The following is a 16,430-nucleotide window of genomic DNA, read 5'->3' as shown; positions in this document are numbered from 1 at the left end:
TCTAATCAGACCAGTTACATCTTTACACAAATCAATTGAGAATCATTTGCATTTGTATTTGAGTGCATGCTAATTTGTCGCCGCTGTCGTTGAGAAACGGATGACAGCAAAAAAGGAATGGCCCAGGGAAAGGCCGAAGTAGTTCCTTATCCCTGGGTGACTTGTCATTGATGACTGACCTCATGTCAGTCGCAAAGGAGGCAAAAGTGACACACCCCAGCATGGAGCCTGAACAGGCGAGCAATGACCCGAGCTATGATGCCGCCGGCCACCTGCCGTTCGCTCCCCACACTGAACTCTTTGGTATCGCACCCGAACACCACTACTCCCGCTTGATGCAACTGGGCATGGATACCCTGAAACACCGCCTTGAACGGCTGGATGGCCCCAGCAGTGGCATTCGCCCCGAAGAGCTGCAAAGCGCATTTTCCGATATCAATCTTGACCGCCCCCTCGGGGACATGAAGCAAGTTCTGGCCGAACTGGACAAGCTCTATCTCAGCCACGCCATCTACTTCCAACACCCTGATTATCTGGCCCACCTCAACTGCCCTGTAATGCTCACATCCTTGTTGGCCGAGCAGTTGAGTTCTGCCATCAATACTGCGGTGGAAACCTGGGATCAGAGCGCCGGCGGGACTCTGATTGAACAGAAGGTTATCGACTGGGCCTGCGAGCGCGTGGGATATCAAGGATTTGCCGACGGTGTCTTCACTACCGGCGGCACCCAGTCCAACCTGATGGCGCTGCTGCTTGCCAGAGAGTTGGCCGGCAGCCTTGAGCCGGGTCACAGAGGCAATGTTCTGGCCGGCCTGGCTGCCAATGCCCGCCGCTACCGCATTCTCTGCTCTGAATTCAGCCATTTTAGCATTCAAAAGGCGGCCGCACTTTTAGGGTTGGGACACGAGGCGGTTGTGAGTGTCGGTTGTGATGCCAATCGGCGCATGGATCCCAAGGCGCTGGCGGGCAAACTCAGGCAGCTCAAAGCGGCAGGACTGATCCCCATCGCCGTGGTCGCTACCGCTGGGACCACTGACTTTGGCGCCATAGATCCCATAGCGCCCATAGCTGCCCTTTGCCGCGAGTTCGGCTGTTATCTGCATGTGGATGCGGCCTACGGCGGCGCCTTGTTGCTGTCACGCACTCAGCGCCAACGCCTCGAAGGCATAGAGTTGGCCGACTCTGTCAGCCTAGATTTCCATAAGTCCTTCTTCCAGCCCGTGTGCTGCTCGGCGCTGTTGGTCAAGGACAAAGGCGTGCTCGGTTACCTCACCTACCATGCCGATTACCTCAACCCTGAGTCCCAGGCCCAGGCCGGAGTGCCGGATCTGGTCAATAAGAGCCTGCAGACCACCCGCAGGTTTGATGCCCTTAAGCTATGGCTGAGCCTGAGAGCCGCCGGGCCGGATGCCATAGGCGAAATGTTCGACACCCTGATTGCCACCACAGCCGAGCTTTATGAAAGCTTTAGCCGTTTCCCCGAGTTGCAGACGGCGCAGCGCCCGTCGCTGACTACCCTGGTGTTTCGCTTCAACGACCCGGCACTCGGCAGCGCCGAATTGGATGAATGCAATCGCCATATCCGTGCCCGTCTGGCCCGTGAAGGCCGCGCCATGATTGCAGCGACCAAGGTGGCCGGCAGCCAATATCTCAAGTTTACCCTGCTCAACCCTCACACCCGTCTCGAGGATATCGAAGCCGTATTAACCGACATCTGCAAAATCGGTCGCGAGCAGGCCCGTCACTACAAGACCAGCGCGCTTTGCAGCGCCTGAGGAGGAACTGATGCAAACCAAAGTCTACGATATCCTGGGCATAGGGATAGGCCCCTTTAACCTGAGCCTGGCGGCCCTGGCCGAGCCGCTTGACGGTCTTGAGTGTCTGTTTGTCGATGCCGGCGCCGGTTTCGACTGGCATCCCGGCATGTTGCTGGAATCGTCCAGATTGCAGACCCCTGTCATGTCGGATCTGGTGACCATGGCCGATCCCACCAGCCGCTACAGCTATTTGAACTTCGCCAAACAGACAGGCCGACTCTACAGCTTCTATATCCGCGAAAGCTTCTTCCTGCCGCGGCAGGAATATAATCTATACTGCCAATGGGTCTGCGCCGAGCTGAGTAACCTTAAATTCAATTTCAAGGTCACCCGGGTCAGTTTCGATGCCGAAACCGACACCTATCTGGTCAAGGGGCAGGACAGAGTCAGTGGCCAAGAGCAGAGCCTGCGCGCCCGTCACCTGGTGCTGGGAACCGGTACCCAACCCTGGATGCCTCACTTCTGCCCCGGCGCCGACAAACGGGTACTGCACTCGGCCAACTATCTGCACCGTAAACAGGCGCTGCAGAGCCAAAATGACATCACCATAGTCGGCAGTGGCCAAAGCGCGGCAGAGATCTTCGAAGATCTGCTGCTGGATATCGACAAATACGGTTATCGCCTGCGCTGGCTCACCCGCTCACCAAGATTTTTCCCGCTTGAGTACACCAAGCTGACTCTGGAGATGACCTCGCCGGAATATATCGACTATTTCCACGCCCTGCCCGAGGCGCAGCGCCGCGAACTTATCGGCTCACAGAAGAGCCTCTATAAGGGGATCAACGCCGATCTGATCAACAGCATCTATGATCTGCTTTACCAAAAACGCCTGCACTGTGATTTTGATGTACAGCTGCTGACCAACACGGCACTGCAAAGCGTTCACAGCGACGGACAGCAACTGCTGCTGGGTTGCAGACATACAGAACTTGAGCAGGAGTTTGAGCTGACCAGTTCGGCACTGGTGATGGCCACCGGCTACTGCTACCAATTGCCGGACTTTCTCGAGCCGCTCCACTCGCAGCTGCTGTTCGATCAAAAGGGCGATCCCGATGTCCAGCGTCATTATCACATAGACAAGGCCGGGCGAATTTTTGTTCAGAACCTGGGGCTGCACACCCACGGGCTGTGTTCGCCGGATCTGGGAATGGGCTGCTATCGCAACGCCACCATATTGCGGCAGATCCTGGGCACAGCACCTTACGAGATAGAGCAACAAATTGCCTTCCAGAGCTTTGGTATTCCCAAGCAAGACACCAGTGCGCCCAAACGCCGGCACAGCAGCAATCAAGCTCTGCAGCGGGAGGCCAGCTGATGGCCTCTCAAACAGCAGTTAATCCGGCTGCCGACACAGCCGGCTTCAGCGCCAGATACGGCTTTGCGCCGGGCAAGCGCCTCAAGGTCAACGACTTTGATTTTTGTGCCTATCGGGAAAGCGAACACTTTGACACCCTGAGCGACTGGCTCGACCGCGACTATGCCGCCTTCTGGGGCATGCAATCCTTAACGCCCACCGAGCGCCGCGTTGAGCTCGCCCCCACTGCAGATAAGTTTGGCCTGATGGCCTATCGCGACGCAGAGCCTGTGCTCTATACCGAGCTGTACGATCCCCGCTTTGATGAAGTGGGCAAACACTTTGACTGCCAACACGGCGATTGCGGCATGCATTTGCTGCTGGCTCCTCCCACTAAGCCTCAGCGCGGTTTCAGCCGCCAGGCCATCACTGCTGTGGTGTCTCTGATACTGCAGCATCTGGGCTTTGCCCGCCTGGTGGTAGAGCCGGATATCAACAACCAAAAGATACACCCGCTGAACCGTGCGGTAGGCATCTGCTACAGCCACACCATTCAACTGGAAAACAAACAAGCCATGCTGGGTTTTTGCACCCTGCCTGGGTTCAGTGCCGCACTGGCAACAGGAGCCACACAATGACAGCATCCATTATCGAACAGACCCGTCTCAGCCATCTGACGCCTGCCATCTGGAACCAGGCAAGCCGCCATCTGCTGGCGAAAATTCTCAGTGAATTCAGTCATGAAAAGCTGATAGCGCCAGAGCTGTTGTTGCCAGCAGAAACAGAGCAAGAGGCCTGTTGGCAGCTCAAGCTGGATAGCCGGGATGGTCAGCTCTGCTACCGCTTCAGCGGTCGCCGTTATCAGCTGGATCACCTGCAGATAGCGCCGGATTCCATCGAGTGTTTCAAAGATGGCGAGCAGCAACAGCCGGACGCCATGCTGCTTATCATTGCCCTCAAGGAGAGACTCGGCATAAGCGATGCATTGCTGCCCACCTATCTTGAAGAGATCACCAGCACCCTCTACAGCAAGGCCTTCAAACTCCTGTGGCAGGCAAAGCCGGTGCAGGAGCTGGTGGATTGCGACTATCAGCAGATAGAAGCGGCCATGACCGAAGGCCATCCTGTGTTTGTCGCCAACAACGGCCGCATAGGTTTTGATGTCGATGACTGGCGGGCCTTTACGCCGGAGAGCGGCCAACCGTTGCAACTCGAGTGGCTGGCGGTCAGCAGTGAACATACCAGCCTGGCGCTGATAGCCGGGCTCGACTATCGCCAACTGCTGCAAGATGAGTTGGGCGATGCTTTGTTGCTCAGATTTGAGCAGAAGATCCGGCAACAGGGCAAAAACCCGGACGATTATTTTATGATGCCCGTTCATCCATGGCAGTGGCGCGAAAAGATCAGCCGCATATTCGCCGCCGATCTGGCCCGCGATCGCCTCATTCACCTGGGACAAGGCCGTGATGAATATCAGGTGCAGCAATCCATCCGCACCTTCTTCAACCTGAGCCAACCCAAGCGCTGTTACGTGAAGACGGCGCTGTCGATTCTCAATATGGGCTTTATGCGGGGTTTATCGCCCTACTACATGAGCCGCACCCCGGAGATCAACGCCTTTGTCGCCGAGCTTATCGACAGCGACCCTTTCTTTGCCAAGCAAAGATTTGTGCTGCTCAGGGAGATCGCCGCCATAGGCTATCACCACAGATACTATGAGCAGGCGCTGGAGAAAGACACCCCCTACAAGAAGATGCTCTCGGCACTGTGGCGTGAAAGCCCTTATGCTCTCAGCTTCCAGGGCGAGCCTTTAATAAAACCCGGCCAGCAACTGATGACACTGGCTGCGCTGCTGCACCAGGACAATCAGCAGCAGAGCCTGCTGGCGGCGCTTATCGAGGCTTCCCCCCTGAGTGCCCGCGACTGGATGAGCCGGCTGCTGGATCTCTACCTTACTCCCTTGCTGCACGCCTTCTTTGCCTACGATCTGGTGTTCATGCCCCATGGCGAGAACCTTATTCTGGTGCTGGATGACAAGGTGCCTGTCACCATATTGATGAAGGACATAGGCGAAGAAGTCGCAATTCTCAACGGCAGTGCGCCGCTGCCGGGACGGGTGGCGCAACTGGCGGTCTCGCTCGAAGAGGAGATGAAGCTCAACTACATACTGCTGGATATTTTCGACTGCATCTTCCGCTTTATGGCGCCGCTGCTCGATAGCCACACCAGCCTGAGTGAACAGGGATTCTGGAGCCTGGTGGCCGGAAAGGTACGTGATTATCAGGCTTCTCACCCCCAGTTTGCCGATAAGTATCGCCGCTACGATCTGTTCCAGCCGACCTTTGTCCGCACCTGTCTGAACCGGATCCAGCTCAACAACAACCAGCAGATGATAGATCTCGAAGACAGGGAGAAGAACCTGCGCTTTGCCGGCGATATCGACAATCCGCTGCACCCCTTTGCCGCCAGCCACAGCTTTGGCGTGACACCCACCCAGGCCGAGCGTCTTGCAGACCCGGCCTTGTAAACCTTCCAGGAAGTAACAGGAAAATGGACACAAACATGCAAACCCTTAATGGCTTCAGGCCGACCCCCATCGCCCTTCTCTGTTCTGTGCTATTGAGCGCCCCGGCATTCGCCGCCGACAAGAGCGAAACACAGGAGAAAGAGATGGAGGTACTGACAGTGGTCGGTGCCAAGAGCCAGCCAATGAGCTACAAGGCAAGTGACATGAGCACGGCCACAGGCATGAAGCTCTCGTTTCTCGAGACGCCGCAGTCTGTCACAGCCGTCACCGCCAAGGCCATTGAAGATCAGCAGCTCAACTCTGTCATAGATGTTATGACCAGTGTCGCCGGGATCAATGCCCGCCCCTCGGACAACGACAGATACTCCATCAGCGCCCGCGGGATCTCGGTCAGCAGCATTCTCTATGATGGCGTGGCAACCACCTATGACACCCGCTTCAACTATGGCGATAACCTGATGGACAGCGCCCTATACGAGCGCATTGAAGTGGTGCGCGGCGCCACCGGCTTGATGCTGGGTGCCGGTAGCCCTTCTGCCGCCATCAATTTGGTGCGAAAACGGCCCACTGCCGAGTTTCAGGGCAACGTCAGCCTGAGCAGCGGCTCCTGGGACATGCTGCGCGGCGTGGTCGATCTCTCCGGCGGCCTCAATCAGGATGCCAGCATCCGTGGCCGGGTGGTGCTGGCCTATCAGGACAGGGAAAACTGGCAACACAGATATGAGCAGCAGCGGCAAACCCTGTATGGCATCCTGGAAGCGGATCTGGGAGCCAATACTCTGCTGACCCTGGGCAGTGATTTCCAGCATACCAGGCCGGAAGGCACCATGTCCGGCGGCTTGCCGCTGTTTGACAGTGACGGCAACCGCACCAATTACGACCGTCATGTATCCACCGCCCCCAGTTGGGCCTCCGCCAAGACAGATGCGCTCAACGGCTTCGTGACTCTGGAGCACCACTTCAACCCGGATTGGAGCCTTAAAGGCAGCTATATCTATGGTGACAACAGCCTGGAGTTTGATGTGCTCTGGCCAACAGGTAACCCGGATCCTGTCACCAATGAGGGCATGGTCCCCGGCTCTTTGGCCTTTATCGACGGCAGTCGCACCCAGCACACCTTTGATCTCAAGCTGAGCGGCAACTTCAACGCCTTTGGCCGCAACCACCAACTGGTGGCCGGTGCCAATCAACAAAAACAGGATTTTGCCAACCCCTACTATGGCGCTCTCGGTGCCAAACCGCCTCTGGGAGACTTCGGGCAGCCCGGCTTTGATTACCCAAAGCCGCAATGGAGCGATCAGGTACTCTACGGCTCCTGGGGTGAAACCAAGCAACAGGCTGTCTATGTCGCTTCCCAGCTTGAGCTGACCGATGCCCTGTCCATGGTACTCGGTGGCCGCCTGGATAACTGGGAAACAGATCAGGATAACTTTGGAGCCAAACATGACTATAAGGTCGATAGTGAGTTCACCTGTTATCTGGGTCTGACCTATGCCTTGAGCGACGAATATGCCCTGTATGCCAACTACACGGACATTTTTACCCCGCAAAGCAAGGTTCAGGCCGATGGCCGTTACCTGGACCCCATCAAGGGCAGCAACTATGAGGCCGGGATCAAAGCCAGCTTGTTCGATGAGGCGCTGGACTTGTCGTTGGCCGCCTTTGAGATCCGTCAGGACAATGTCGGTGAGCAAACCGGCGAAAACCTGCCCAACAGCACTATCCCCATCTACCGCAGTGTCGACGGTACCAAGACTCGCGGCTTTGAGTTTGAGGTCAACGGTTCCATCAATGACAACTGGGATCTTTACCTAGGCTACACCCAGTTTGATACCGAAGATCCCAAAGGGCAAAAGATCAACACCACCAACCCGGAGCGGCAACTCAAGCTCTTTACCACTTATGAATTCGATGGCTGGCTTCACGGATTGCAGCTGGGCGCCGGGGTCAACTGGCAGAGCCGCATCTATAGCCAAGTCTCAAAACCGGACAAGAGTAAAGTCGAAGTGGAACAAAGCAGCTACGCCCTGGTGAAGCTGATGGCGAGATACAAGTTCAATGAACAGTTGAGTCTGAGAGCCAATCTGGATAACGCGCTCGACAAGAGCTATTACAGCCAGCTTGGCTTCTATAACCAATTCCAGTATGGCGCGCCGCGTAACTTCAGCGTCACCCTGGACTACCGTTTCTGAGCCGCGTTATGCCGTGAAACTACCCATAATAAGGAGCGCCCCGCACTGCGGGGCGAATAACAAATATGTTGTGTGAAGCAAGGCGCCTGTTGGCGCTTGTCGTGTTTTTGAGCCTGGGGCTGACGGGCTGTTATGACCCTCCGCAAACCAAAGCCCAAACACCGCCGCAAGACGGTTATCCGGTTTGCATTACCACGGCCCACGGGACCAGCTGTATCGAGTCGCCGCCCAAGCGAGTAGTGACCCTGGGAGCCGGGGCCGAAGACTGGACCCTATCCTTAGGGGTTGTACCCATCGCCATTGAACCCCATTACTGGGGCGGCGATGCAGAGGGTTATCTACCCTGGTTTCGCCAGGCATTGGAAGCGCAGGAGCTGCCGCTGCCCGCCATCATCAGCAGTTACCCCGAGCTGGATGTGGAGCGGTTATTGGCGTTGAAACCGGATCTTATTCTGGCGCCCCAGTCCGGTATCACCCGCGAAAGCTTTTTGCAGCTGAGCGCTCTGGCCCCCGTCATCGCCTATCCGGACAAACCCTGGCTGACACCGGTTAAGCAGCAGGTGGAACTGATAGCCAAGGCACTCGGCAAAGAAGTGCTGGCCGAAGCGCTTTTGAAACAGCAACAGGCCTATATCGCCCAAGTCGCCGCCGAAAACCCTGAGTTCAATGGCGTTCGCCTGGCCTATATCAATGCCGCCAGTCGAGTTGGCAATCTCTCGGTTTATGTCACAGGCGATCCCAGAGTGGATCTGCTGTTGGCACTGGGGTTTGTATTGCCACCACAGCTTTTTGGGCTCAATGCCAGCCGAGGCCACTTCGCCGCCCACATAGGACTGGAGCGCGCCGACATGCTGGACGATGCCGAGCTGCTGCTCAGTTGGTACAGCTCAGACAAGGCCAGAGCCGAGGTGGAAGCCATGGCGGTTATCCGTCGTCTGCCCGCCATGCGCCGCGGTCGGTATCTGGCGATAACCGACCCGACGCTGGTGATGGCAAGCTCCTACGGCTCGCTGCTAAGCGTTAAATGGGCTATCCCCAAGCTGGTGCCGCAACTGCAACAAACCCTGGCAGAGCAAAAAGAAAACCCTCGCCAAAACAGGCCGTCTGACACACAGCCAGACGCGGATACAGGCGCGCCATCGAATAAAAACGGGAGGCCGGGATGACACACCCAAAAATCTTTCTGCAACCTGCAGCGACCCAGTCCCCGAGCCGTCTTGGACGTAACGCTTTAACCCTGCTTGGGCTGCTGACGATACTGGCGCTGCTGGTATTGGCCAACCTGCTCTTTGGCGCCCGCACGCTACCGCTGACTATGCTGGGCAAGCTCTGGCAACCGGCCGCAGACGATCATCTGTCGCTGGTGTTACAGGCAAGGCTGCCAAGATTGCTGTGCGGCATGTTGGCCGGCATGGCATTGGCAATGGCCGGTTGCGTGATCCAGGCACTGTGCCGCAACCCCTTGGCAGATCCCGGTCTGCTTGGCGTCAATGCCGGCGCCAGCGCCTCTCTGGTCACTCTGGGGCTATGGAGCGCAACAGCGGGTTTGAGTCTCTTCTGGCAGGCCTTGCCCGGGGCGCTTCTGGCCAGCGCCTTGGTGTATATGATGTCCAGGGCGCAGCAATCCCAAGGGCAATCCGCTGCGGTCAGGCTGATCCTGGCCGGCGCCGCCATCAGCGCCGTGCTCGGGGCCTATGTCCAGGCCAGAGTGCTGCTGAACCCGCAGCTATTCGATGGTTTCAGGTATTGGATGGCGGGCTCCCTGTCCGGGCTGGGCTGGCCGGAGTTTCATGCGCTCTGGCCCTATCTGCTGCCCGCCGCGGCACTCTTGTGGCTACTGGCACCGGCGCTGAATCTGATGCTGCTGGATAATCATACCGCCAAGGCGCTCGGTGCCTCACAGGGCTGGCAGGGGCTGCTCGCCTGGCTGGGTGCCACCTTGCTGTGCGCCGCAGCCACCGCCATTGTCGGCCCGCTGGCCTTTGTCGGCCTGGCCAGTGCCCATCTGGCCAGGCGTTATCTGACACTCAATTTCCGCCTGCTATTACCGGGAGCCGCTTTGATAGGCGGCGCCATGGTGTTATTGGCAGATCTGTTGGCGCGGGTATTGATGCCGCCGGCCGAGCTGCTGACTGGCATCATGGTCGCCCTGCTGGGAGCGCCGTTTCTGTACCTGATGGCCCGAGGGCAAAACCTGAAGGAGGCGTCATGAAACCAACCCGTTTTCCCATCTGGCAATGGGGCCAGATAACCTTAAGAGCCCCCTCCACCGGCGCCATAAGGACCGCCTTGCTGGCCGTACTTTTGCTTGTCGGTGCACTGCTACTTAGCCTGATGCTGGGACGTCAGGGCCTGGCGCCGGTGAGCCTTGCCAAGGCCTTGTTTGCCGAAGCCTCCGACTATGAAAACTGGCTTTTGTGGCAATCACGCCTGCCAAGGGCCCTGTGCGCCCTCGGCGCCGGTATGGCGCTGGGACTCTCCGGCGCCGTGTTTCAAAGCCTTAGCCGTAACCCGCTGGGAAGCCCGGATATTCTCGGGGTCAATGCCGGCGCCAGTGCCGGCGCCGTCCTCTGGTTATTATGGCTGCCGGAACTGCCATTGCTGCCCGGCGCCCTCTTGGGCACAGGGGTTGTGCTCCTGCTGTTTTTCGCAGGGCTCGGCCGCCAGTGGCAGTTTTCCCGCAATCTGGTGCTGATGGGCATCGCCATCAACGCCTTTGCCATCGCTCTGGTGCAGTTTGTACTGACACTGGTGCAAAGAGAGCAGGCGCAGCAGATGCTGGGGTATCTGTCCGGCAGTCTGGCACACCGCACCTGGGGTGATGTGCTGCTGATAACCTCAGTGCTACTGCTGGCACTGCCCGCTCTGTTGCTGCTCTCCCGCCGTCTGTCACTGCTGAGCTTGGGCCAGGAACTGGCTCAGGCGCTTGGTAACCCAGTGCGCCAAAGTCAAACACTGGCGCTGCTGTTTGCCACCTTGTTGGCCCTGGGAGCCGTACTCTGCGCCGGTCCTGTAGCCTTCGTTGCCTTGGTGGCTCCGCATCTGGCCCGCTTTGGCAATCGTCAATTGGCACTGCTGCGCTCGGCGCTGATAGGCGCGCTGTTGCTGCTCGGGGCCGACACCCTCACCTTATTGCTGCCGGGTAACCAAAGGCTGCCGGTAGGCGTATTGACCGCCCTCATCGGCGGCGCCTATCTGGCGCTGCTGTTGAGCCGCGAAATCCGGGGACAACCGCAACTGGCCAAGGGACTGAAAGGAGAAAGATCATGACCCAATACCCTGACTATGACATAGCCCTCAGTGGGCATGAGCTTTATCTCGAGTACGGCCAGCGGCCCATCATAAGCGCCATGAACCTGGCCATCCCCAAGGGTAAGCTGACGGTGATCCTTGGCCCCAATGGTTGTGGCAAGTCGACCCTGCTCAAGTGTTTGAGCCAGGTACTGCCGCCCACACGCGGCCAGGTCATGTTGGGTCACACCCCCTTGGCGCAGTTGAGCAACAAGGCCAGAGCCAGGGAGCTGGCACTACTGGTGCAAAAGCCTGAATTGCCGGAAGGAATAGATGTGCAGGAGCTGGTCAGTCGCGGCCGTTACCCTCATCAGAGCCTGTGGCACCAATGGTCAGAGCAAGATGAGCTGGCGGTTGCCCAAGCCCTGGCTGCCACAGGGTTAACCACACTGGCACAAAGGCCGGTGGCCGAGCTCTCAGGCGGCCAACAACAGCGAGTCTGGCTGGCGATGGTGTTGGCGCAGCAAACCGACTTGCTGCTGCTCGATGAACCCACCTCGTTTCTCGATATCCGCGCCCAGCTGGCAGTACTCGACTTTTGCCGGGCGTTGGTGGATCAGGGCCGCACCTTGGTATTGGTGCTGCACGACATCAACCAAGCTCTGCGCTACGGCGATCACTTGCTGTTGATGCGTGATGGCAAGTTGATTGCCGGCGGCACGCCTGAGTCACTGTTGACCGAGGCCCTGCTGGAACAGGTGTTCGATATCAATGCCAGCATAATCACAGATCCCGAGGCCAACTGCCCGATGATTATCCCCAGACCCAGAGCAAAGCCCAGAGCCGCCGGGCACCAAGGCGGGGAGGATTCGACCAACAATGCCACCGGAGGACTGCCGTCATGGGAATAAGTATTGCCAGCGAGCTCAACCAACTATTGGCACAAAAAGCCGCCTTCTATGGCGAGCACTTCAAAGCCATAGAGAGTCTGGAGCAGTTACCCCAAGAAGCCATCAGCTTGAACTCAGTCTTGAGCCAGGCACATTACCCGGCGCTGCTGCAGCAATTTGCCCTGAGTTATCAAGCCAAGGTGTCCACGACTTGTGCCACAAAGCCCGAGATAGACGCCCGGGCACTGCACTCCATGTGGAGCCAGTGGTTTTTCGGCCTGCAACTGCCACCCCTGCTGCAGTGGTTGTTTGCCAGTCAGCCCGGCAGCGCACTTAACCACGCCATTGCGGCTGCAGCTTGCAGTGGCAACTGGTACCTTGAACCTTTTGATAACGGCCGGGCGGAAACCTTCTATCTGCTGCTTGATGCAGATGTCAGCCATCCGGCTCCCGCCGGGCAACTTGCCAGTTGGGAAAGCTTACTCGAGCAGTTGCTCATTCCCATTGTCGAGCGCCTGGCAGAACTGGGGCCAGTGCCATCAAAGCTGCATTTCAGCCATCAAGCCTATATTGTGCATTGGTATCTGGGTGAGTTGTCACTGCCCGTCAGTTGGCGTAGGCAATTGATAAGAGAGATGTTCGAGCAAGCTGAGCTGCAGCCACGGATTGATATTGCACCGATTGCTCATCCGTTTTGGCGAAAGCTAAGGCTCAAGCAGCAGCAAAGCCCGCGTATCGCCTGTTGCCTGCGGCACAAGCTTCCCTGCACCCAAATGTGCGCCGATTGCCCGCTGGATAAAGATGGTCGCAAAGGCAAAGGGCAAAAGGCCTGCGGTTAGGTTACGGCTCAATGCCTTTTGGTGGTTATCACCTGAGCCTTTCGATGGAGAAATAAAATGTTGTCCAAAAGAAAAGCAGCGACAAGTCGCTGCTTTTCTTATTGCAATCCTGGCTATTTAAAGGATTCAGGCCGGGAGTAGGCCCAGACGCTTAGAGGCTCAGGCTGACACCGACAAAGAAGGCACGGCCTTGCAGTATCATATCGCTGTTGGTGTCTTCCTCGGCCGGTTGCTCATCGGTAAAGTTGGTTACCCCGGCGCGTAGTTTCAGGTGATCGTTCACCCGATAACTGCTGCCGATATCGAAGCGGCTGTAGCCATCCTGACGCACGGCACTGCTATCCAGATATGAACCGAAATAGTTACCGGCAACATACAGCTGCCAATCGTCGGTGAGATACCAATCCAGTTGCACATTGGCACTCTGGCGAGGACGACCAGTGAGTTCATCACCGTCACCTGTCTCGGTATCGAGATAACTGTAGTTTGCCTTGAGGCCGAGATCCGCCGTGATATCCACGCTGGCGGTCAGCTCTACCCCTTGCAAAGTCACCTTGGATTCGTTGTAGTAAGTACGGGTTGGGCTGGAACCATCCCAAGCCGAAACCGTGATCAGATCTTCCACCTTGTTATGGAACAAGGTTGCAGACAGCTCATAGGAAGGCTGACTCCACAAGGCTGCCAGCTCATAGTTGACACTGGTTTCGGGCTCAAGATCTGCATTGCCCACCACAGTACAAGCGCCGCGGCAACTGACTGAAGAGAAAGTCGGAGATGATTCAAACAGTGCCGGAGCCCTGAATGCCGTGCCGACACCACCTTTGAGCACCAGTGCATCCGAAGCACGGTAAACCAGATACGCCCTGGGGCTGAAATGGCTGCCGTACTTTTCGTTGTCTTCGTAGCGGCCGCCGAGGGTCAGGGTGAAATCATCCAGGAAATCGAACTGATCCTGAATAAACAGCGAGTATTGTTCAACACTGTCACCACCGGTAAGCGGATATTGTACAGGATCGTCGACTTCAGTTTCAAAGTACTCGGCGCCGACTGTCCAGTCCTGCTGCCACAGGTTAAAGAAGGCCGAGCCTCTGAAGGTAGTGTTTTTCTCTTCGATGTCGCGTCCCAAAGGGGGCTGCAGCGAATAGCGACTGTTGTAGTCGTAGATATCCGACTTTTCCAGGTTGGCCAAAAGCTCGGTGCCACCCCAGCTCCACTCGCCTCTGTGAGTCAGAGCAAAGGTGTTGCGCTCTATCTTCTGCTCGCGTTTTGAATTGGCAGCAAAAGTGGTCAAGGGCACCTTGTCATTATCGTATTGATAATCCAAGTCCAGCGATTGATTGTCTGCCAGCTGCCAGGTGAGCGAGCCATAGAGCTTGCGAGTCTTGCGCTCTTCTATGGTGTCCTGATTCGGGGTCAGTTCGGGCATCAGCCAGGCGTCCTGCTCGGCCACCTCTGCGGTGAACATCAGCCCCAGATTATCTGTGAGTTTGCCCGAGCCAAACAGGTTGGTACGACTGCGATCACCGCCCTCGCCGTCCTGCATCCAACTGTACTCGCTGTCGAGTACCAGTTGCCAGTCATCATCTGGCGCCTTGGTGATCACGTTGATGACCCCGCCAACCGCATCTGAACCATAGAGAGCCGACATGGGGCCGCGGACAATCTCCACCCGGGAGATGGCGTCGATGGGGATAGCGGTCAAGTCAAAGTTACCGCCGCGCCACAGACCATTGGAAGAAGAAACCCGCTTGCCGTTGATCAACATCAGTACATAGTCTTCATCCATACCACGGATATAGATGCTGTTTCGGCCCGAGTCGTTGGTCACCACATTCACGCCGACACTGTTTCTCAGCACATCCCCCAGATCTTTGACCGGCATCAGCTTAATCGCTTCGGCATCGATCACCGAGATTGAGGCAGGTGCAGTGCTGAGTTGCTGATCCTTGGCACTGGCAGTAACGACCATATGCTCCATTTCACCTTCATCTGCCTGGGTATAACCACTGACAGCCATGGCGACCAGGCTCAAGGTAAGCAGTTTGCGGCACTTATCCAGTTTCATTCTATTCCCCCGATTATCGCGGCGACGATTGCGCCTTGTAAGTTGTTGCTTTTGGGTAAATCCAGGTAAAGCCCCTGGTTCCATGGCGCGAAAAAGTAGCATAATCTTTACAACACATAAATGATATTGGTTATCATTTACAATGTAATGACGCGAATGTGAGCCAGGCCACTCAAAAGCCCATCAGGGCTGAATTTCAAGCTGAAAATGTCACCTTTACCGAGTAAAAATTTCCATGAAAAAATCACTGTTTATCCCTCTGACGCTATTGTTCGGTCTGCTGGTAGGCTGCAGCGCCCAAAGCCTGGATAAAGAAGCCGCCGGGAAACAACAGCGACTGACGCTGAACTCCAATATATTGGGAGAATCGCGGGAAGTATTGCTGCGTCTTCCCAAACACTGGGACGCCAGGCACAGCAAGAGCTTTGCCCGTTATGTGATCCTGGATGCCGAGCAGCAGTTTGAGCATCTTGCACCCATGCTGGACTATCTGGCTTCCGGGGTTAATCCTGCGATACCTGAAGGCGTCATAGTCGGCATCATCAACCGTAACCGTATTCGTGACTTCACGCCGGTGAAACTGGAAACACTACCCGGTGGTAGACCCGCAGGGCCGCTTTATCAGCAATCGGGCAATGCCGGCGCTTTTCTCGACTTTCTCAATCAGGAACTTCACCCCTGGCTGAATGCCAGGCTTGGGCAGCCCGGCCCTACTGTGCTTATCGGTCACTCTTTTGGGGGCTTGTTGGCACTGGAGGCGCTGCGCCGGCAACAGCCTATGTTCAATGCTTACCTGGTGCTGGATGCCAGTCTCTGGTACGACAGCCCGACTTATGCCGATGAGCTCGAGCAGGCACTCACTCAGGGCAAGCTAACAGGCAAGCCCCTGTACATGGCGATCAGTAACCAGGCCACCACCCCAGGACTTGGCCGCAATGACTACCACAAACAGCGAAATCTGGCGCTGGCCAAACATCTGTCGGCGCTGCCGTCTCAGCAACTTATATTTCACAGCGAGTTCTTCAGTGACGAAGATCATCACTCCCTGCCTCACATAGGTGTCTATCAAGGTATTCGCTGGCTGATGCACTCGCAACAGTTGGATATATTCGCCGAGGATTTCAGCGTGACTGAAGTGGTCAGTCGCTTCACGCGCTTGAGCGAGAGCCAGGGTATTGAAATCAAGCCTCAGCATCATGCACTCAAAGGCTTGCAGCGCCAGGCACAAAGACAAAAGCTTGCTCAACAGCAGCGGATATTGACCCAGCTTATCGAGCATTATTACCCCGGCTCCGCCCTCGAATGACTCATCCGTAATTCAATGGCAACAAAAAAAGCGGCAACCCTGAGGTTGCCGCTTTTTCAAGATTTGAGCTGCCTGGCTGAGGCTTAATCCAAAAACGCTTCTTCGTCTTTCTCTACCGGAAGTGATTCAATCACTTCATCCTGCAGTTGGTAGTAAGCATCTTGGTACTCATGAATTTCCATAACAACTCCAGTCTATTCTGTAGGGTACAGGGCGTATCTTTTTCTTGGATTCCTGTTAAGTTCAGGTCCCGACGACACTTTATGCCC

12 protein-coding genes are annotated in these 16,430 nt (G+C 56.6%); 11 read left to right on the top strand and 1 reads right to left on the bottom strand.

The features are described from left to right. Positions 1-206: 206 nt before the first annotated feature. From ACWAU4_RS09005 to fhuF, 10 genes are all read left to right on the top strand, one after another. Entirely contained in the window at positions 207-1,775 is a 1,569-nt protein-coding gene (locus ACWAU4_RS09005; RefSeq protein WP_197021448.1) for a pyridoxal phosphate-dependent decarboxylase family protein, read from the top strand. Positions 1,776-1,785: 10 nt separating this feature from the next. Then, positions 1,786-3,132, top strand: coding sequence for a lysine N(6)-hydroxylase/L-ornithine N(5)-oxygenase family protein (locus ACWAU4_RS09000; protein WP_208125768.1), 1,347 nt, complete (start codon positions 1,786-1,788; stop codon positions 3,130-3,132). After that, positions 3,132-3,749, top strand: coding sequence for a GNAT family N-acetyltransferase (locus tag ACWAU4_RS08995; RefSeq protein ID WP_208125767.1), 618 nt, complete (start codon positions 3,132-3,134; stop codon positions 3,747-3,749). Before ACWAU4_RS09000 ends, ACWAU4_RS08995 begins: the two co-directional genes overlap by 1 nt. Beyond that, the gene (locus ACWAU4_RS08990; RefSeq protein WP_208125766.1) at positions 3,746-5,638 is read left to right on the top strand and encodes an IucA/IucC family protein; all 1,893 of its coding nucleotides are present in this window, start codon (positions 3,746-3,748) and stop codon (positions 5,636-5,638) included. The genes ACWAU4_RS08995 and ACWAU4_RS08990 overlap by 4 nt, the downstream gene beginning before the upstream one ends. A 35-nt stretch (positions 5,639-5,673) precedes the next feature. Continuing rightward, complete coding sequence (locus ACWAU4_RS08985) at positions 5,674-7,830, top strand: TonB-dependent siderophore receptor (RefSeq protein WP_243756845.1); 2,157 nt, start codon at positions 5,674-5,676, stop codon at positions 7,828-7,830. 65 nt (positions 7,831-7,895) lie between these two features. After that, complete coding sequence (locus ACWAU4_RS08980) at positions 7,896-8,996, top strand: iron-siderophore ABC transporter substrate-binding protein (protein WP_208125764.1); 1,101 nt, start codon at positions 7,896-7,898, stop codon at positions 8,994-8,996. Further along, the gene (locus tag ACWAU4_RS08975) at positions 8,993-10,042 is read left to right on the top strand and encodes a FecCD family ABC transporter permease (RefSeq protein WP_208125763.1); all 1,050 of its coding nucleotides are present in this window, start codon (positions 8,993-8,995) and stop codon (positions 10,040-10,042) included. The genes ACWAU4_RS08980 and ACWAU4_RS08975 overlap by 4 nt, the downstream gene beginning before the upstream one ends. Next, entirely contained in the window at positions 10,039-11,100 is a 1,062-nt protein-coding gene (locus tag ACWAU4_RS08970; RefSeq protein ID WP_025886762.1) for a FecCD family ABC transporter permease, read from the top strand. Before ACWAU4_RS08975 ends, ACWAU4_RS08970 begins: the two co-directional genes overlap by 4 nt. Further along, positions 11,097-11,972 carry an ABC transporter ATP-binding protein gene (locus tag ACWAU4_RS08965; RefSeq protein ID WP_208125762.1) on the top strand — a complete coding sequence of 292 codons (876 nt, stop codon included), beginning with the start codon at positions 11,097-11,099 and terminating at the stop codon, positions 11,970-11,972. The genes ACWAU4_RS08970 and ACWAU4_RS08965 overlap by 4 nt, the downstream gene beginning before the upstream one ends. After that, entirely contained in the window at positions 11,963-12,790 is an 828-nt protein-coding gene (gene fhuF / locus ACWAU4_RS08960) for a siderophore-iron reductase FhuF (protein WP_208125761.1), read from the top strand. Before ACWAU4_RS08965 ends, fhuF begins: the two co-directional genes overlap by 10 nt. A 151-nt stretch (positions 12,791-12,941) precedes the next feature. Here fhuF and ACWAU4_RS08955 read toward each other — a convergent pair whose 3' ends face one another. Continuing rightward, a complete protein-coding gene (locus ACWAU4_RS08955; RefSeq protein ID WP_025010695.1) occupies positions 12,942-14,855 on the bottom strand; it encodes a TonB-dependent receptor domain-containing protein in 1,914 nt (637 codons plus the stop codon). Between the two features lie 235 nt (positions 14,856-15,090). Here ACWAU4_RS08955 and ACWAU4_RS08950 point away from each other — a divergent pair, with 235 nt between their 5' ends. Next, positions 15,091-16,161: an alpha/beta hydrolase gene (locus ACWAU4_RS08950; protein ID WP_208125760.1), complete on the top strand. Its 1,071-nt coding sequence runs from the start codon at positions 15,091-15,093 to the stop codon at positions 16,159-16,161. Positions 16,162-16,430: the final 269 nt, after the last annotated feature.

It is taken from the genome of Shewanella sp. FeAMO (genome assembly GCF_053653955.1).
The sequence above is the reverse complement of the archived record's forward strand: the minus strand, read 5'-3'. Positions and strand labels throughout refer to the sequence as shown.

Coding starts and splice junctions, on each gene's coding strand:
- ACWAU4_RS09000 (WP_208125768.1), top strand. CDS start 1,786: ATGCAAACCAAAGTCTACGATATCCTGGGCATAGGGATAGGCCCCTTT.
- ACWAU4_RS08995 (WP_208125767.1), top strand. CDS start 3,132: ATGGCCTCTCAAACAGCAGTTAATCCGGCTGCCGACACAGCCGGCTTC.
- ACWAU4_RS08990 (WP_208125766.1), top strand. CDS start 3,746: ATGACAGCATCCATTATCGAACAGACCCGTCTCAGCCATCTGACGCCT.
- ACWAU4_RS08985 (WP_243756845.1), top strand. CDS start 5,674: ATGCAAACCCTTAATGGCTTCAGGCCGACCCCCATCGCCCTTCTCTGT.
- ACWAU4_RS08980 (WP_208125764.1), top strand. CDS start 7,896: ATGTTGTGTGAAGCAAGGCGCCTGTTGGCGCTTGTCGTGTTTTTGAGC.
- ACWAU4_RS08975 (WP_208125763.1), top strand. CDS start 8,993: ATGACACACCCAAAAATCTTTCTGCAACCTGCAGCGACCCAGTCCCCG.
- ACWAU4_RS08970 (WP_025886762.1), top strand. CDS start 10,039: ATGAAACCAACCCGTTTTCCCATCTGGCAATGGGGCCAGATAACCTTA.
- ACWAU4_RS08965 (WP_208125762.1), top strand. CDS start 11,097: ATGACCCAATACCCTGACTATGACATAGCCCTCAGTGGGCATGAGCTT.
- fhuF (WP_208125761.1), top strand. CDS start 11,963: ATGGGAATAAGTATTGCCAGCGAGCTCAACCAACTATTGGCACAAAAA.
- ACWAU4_RS08955 (WP_025010695.1), bottom strand. CDS start 14,855: ATGAAACTGGATAAGTGCCGCAAACTGCTTACCTTGAGCCTGGTCGCC.
- ACWAU4_RS08950 (WP_208125760.1), top strand. CDS start 15,091: ATGAAAAAATCACTGTTTATCCCTCTGACGCTATTGTTCGGTCTGCTG.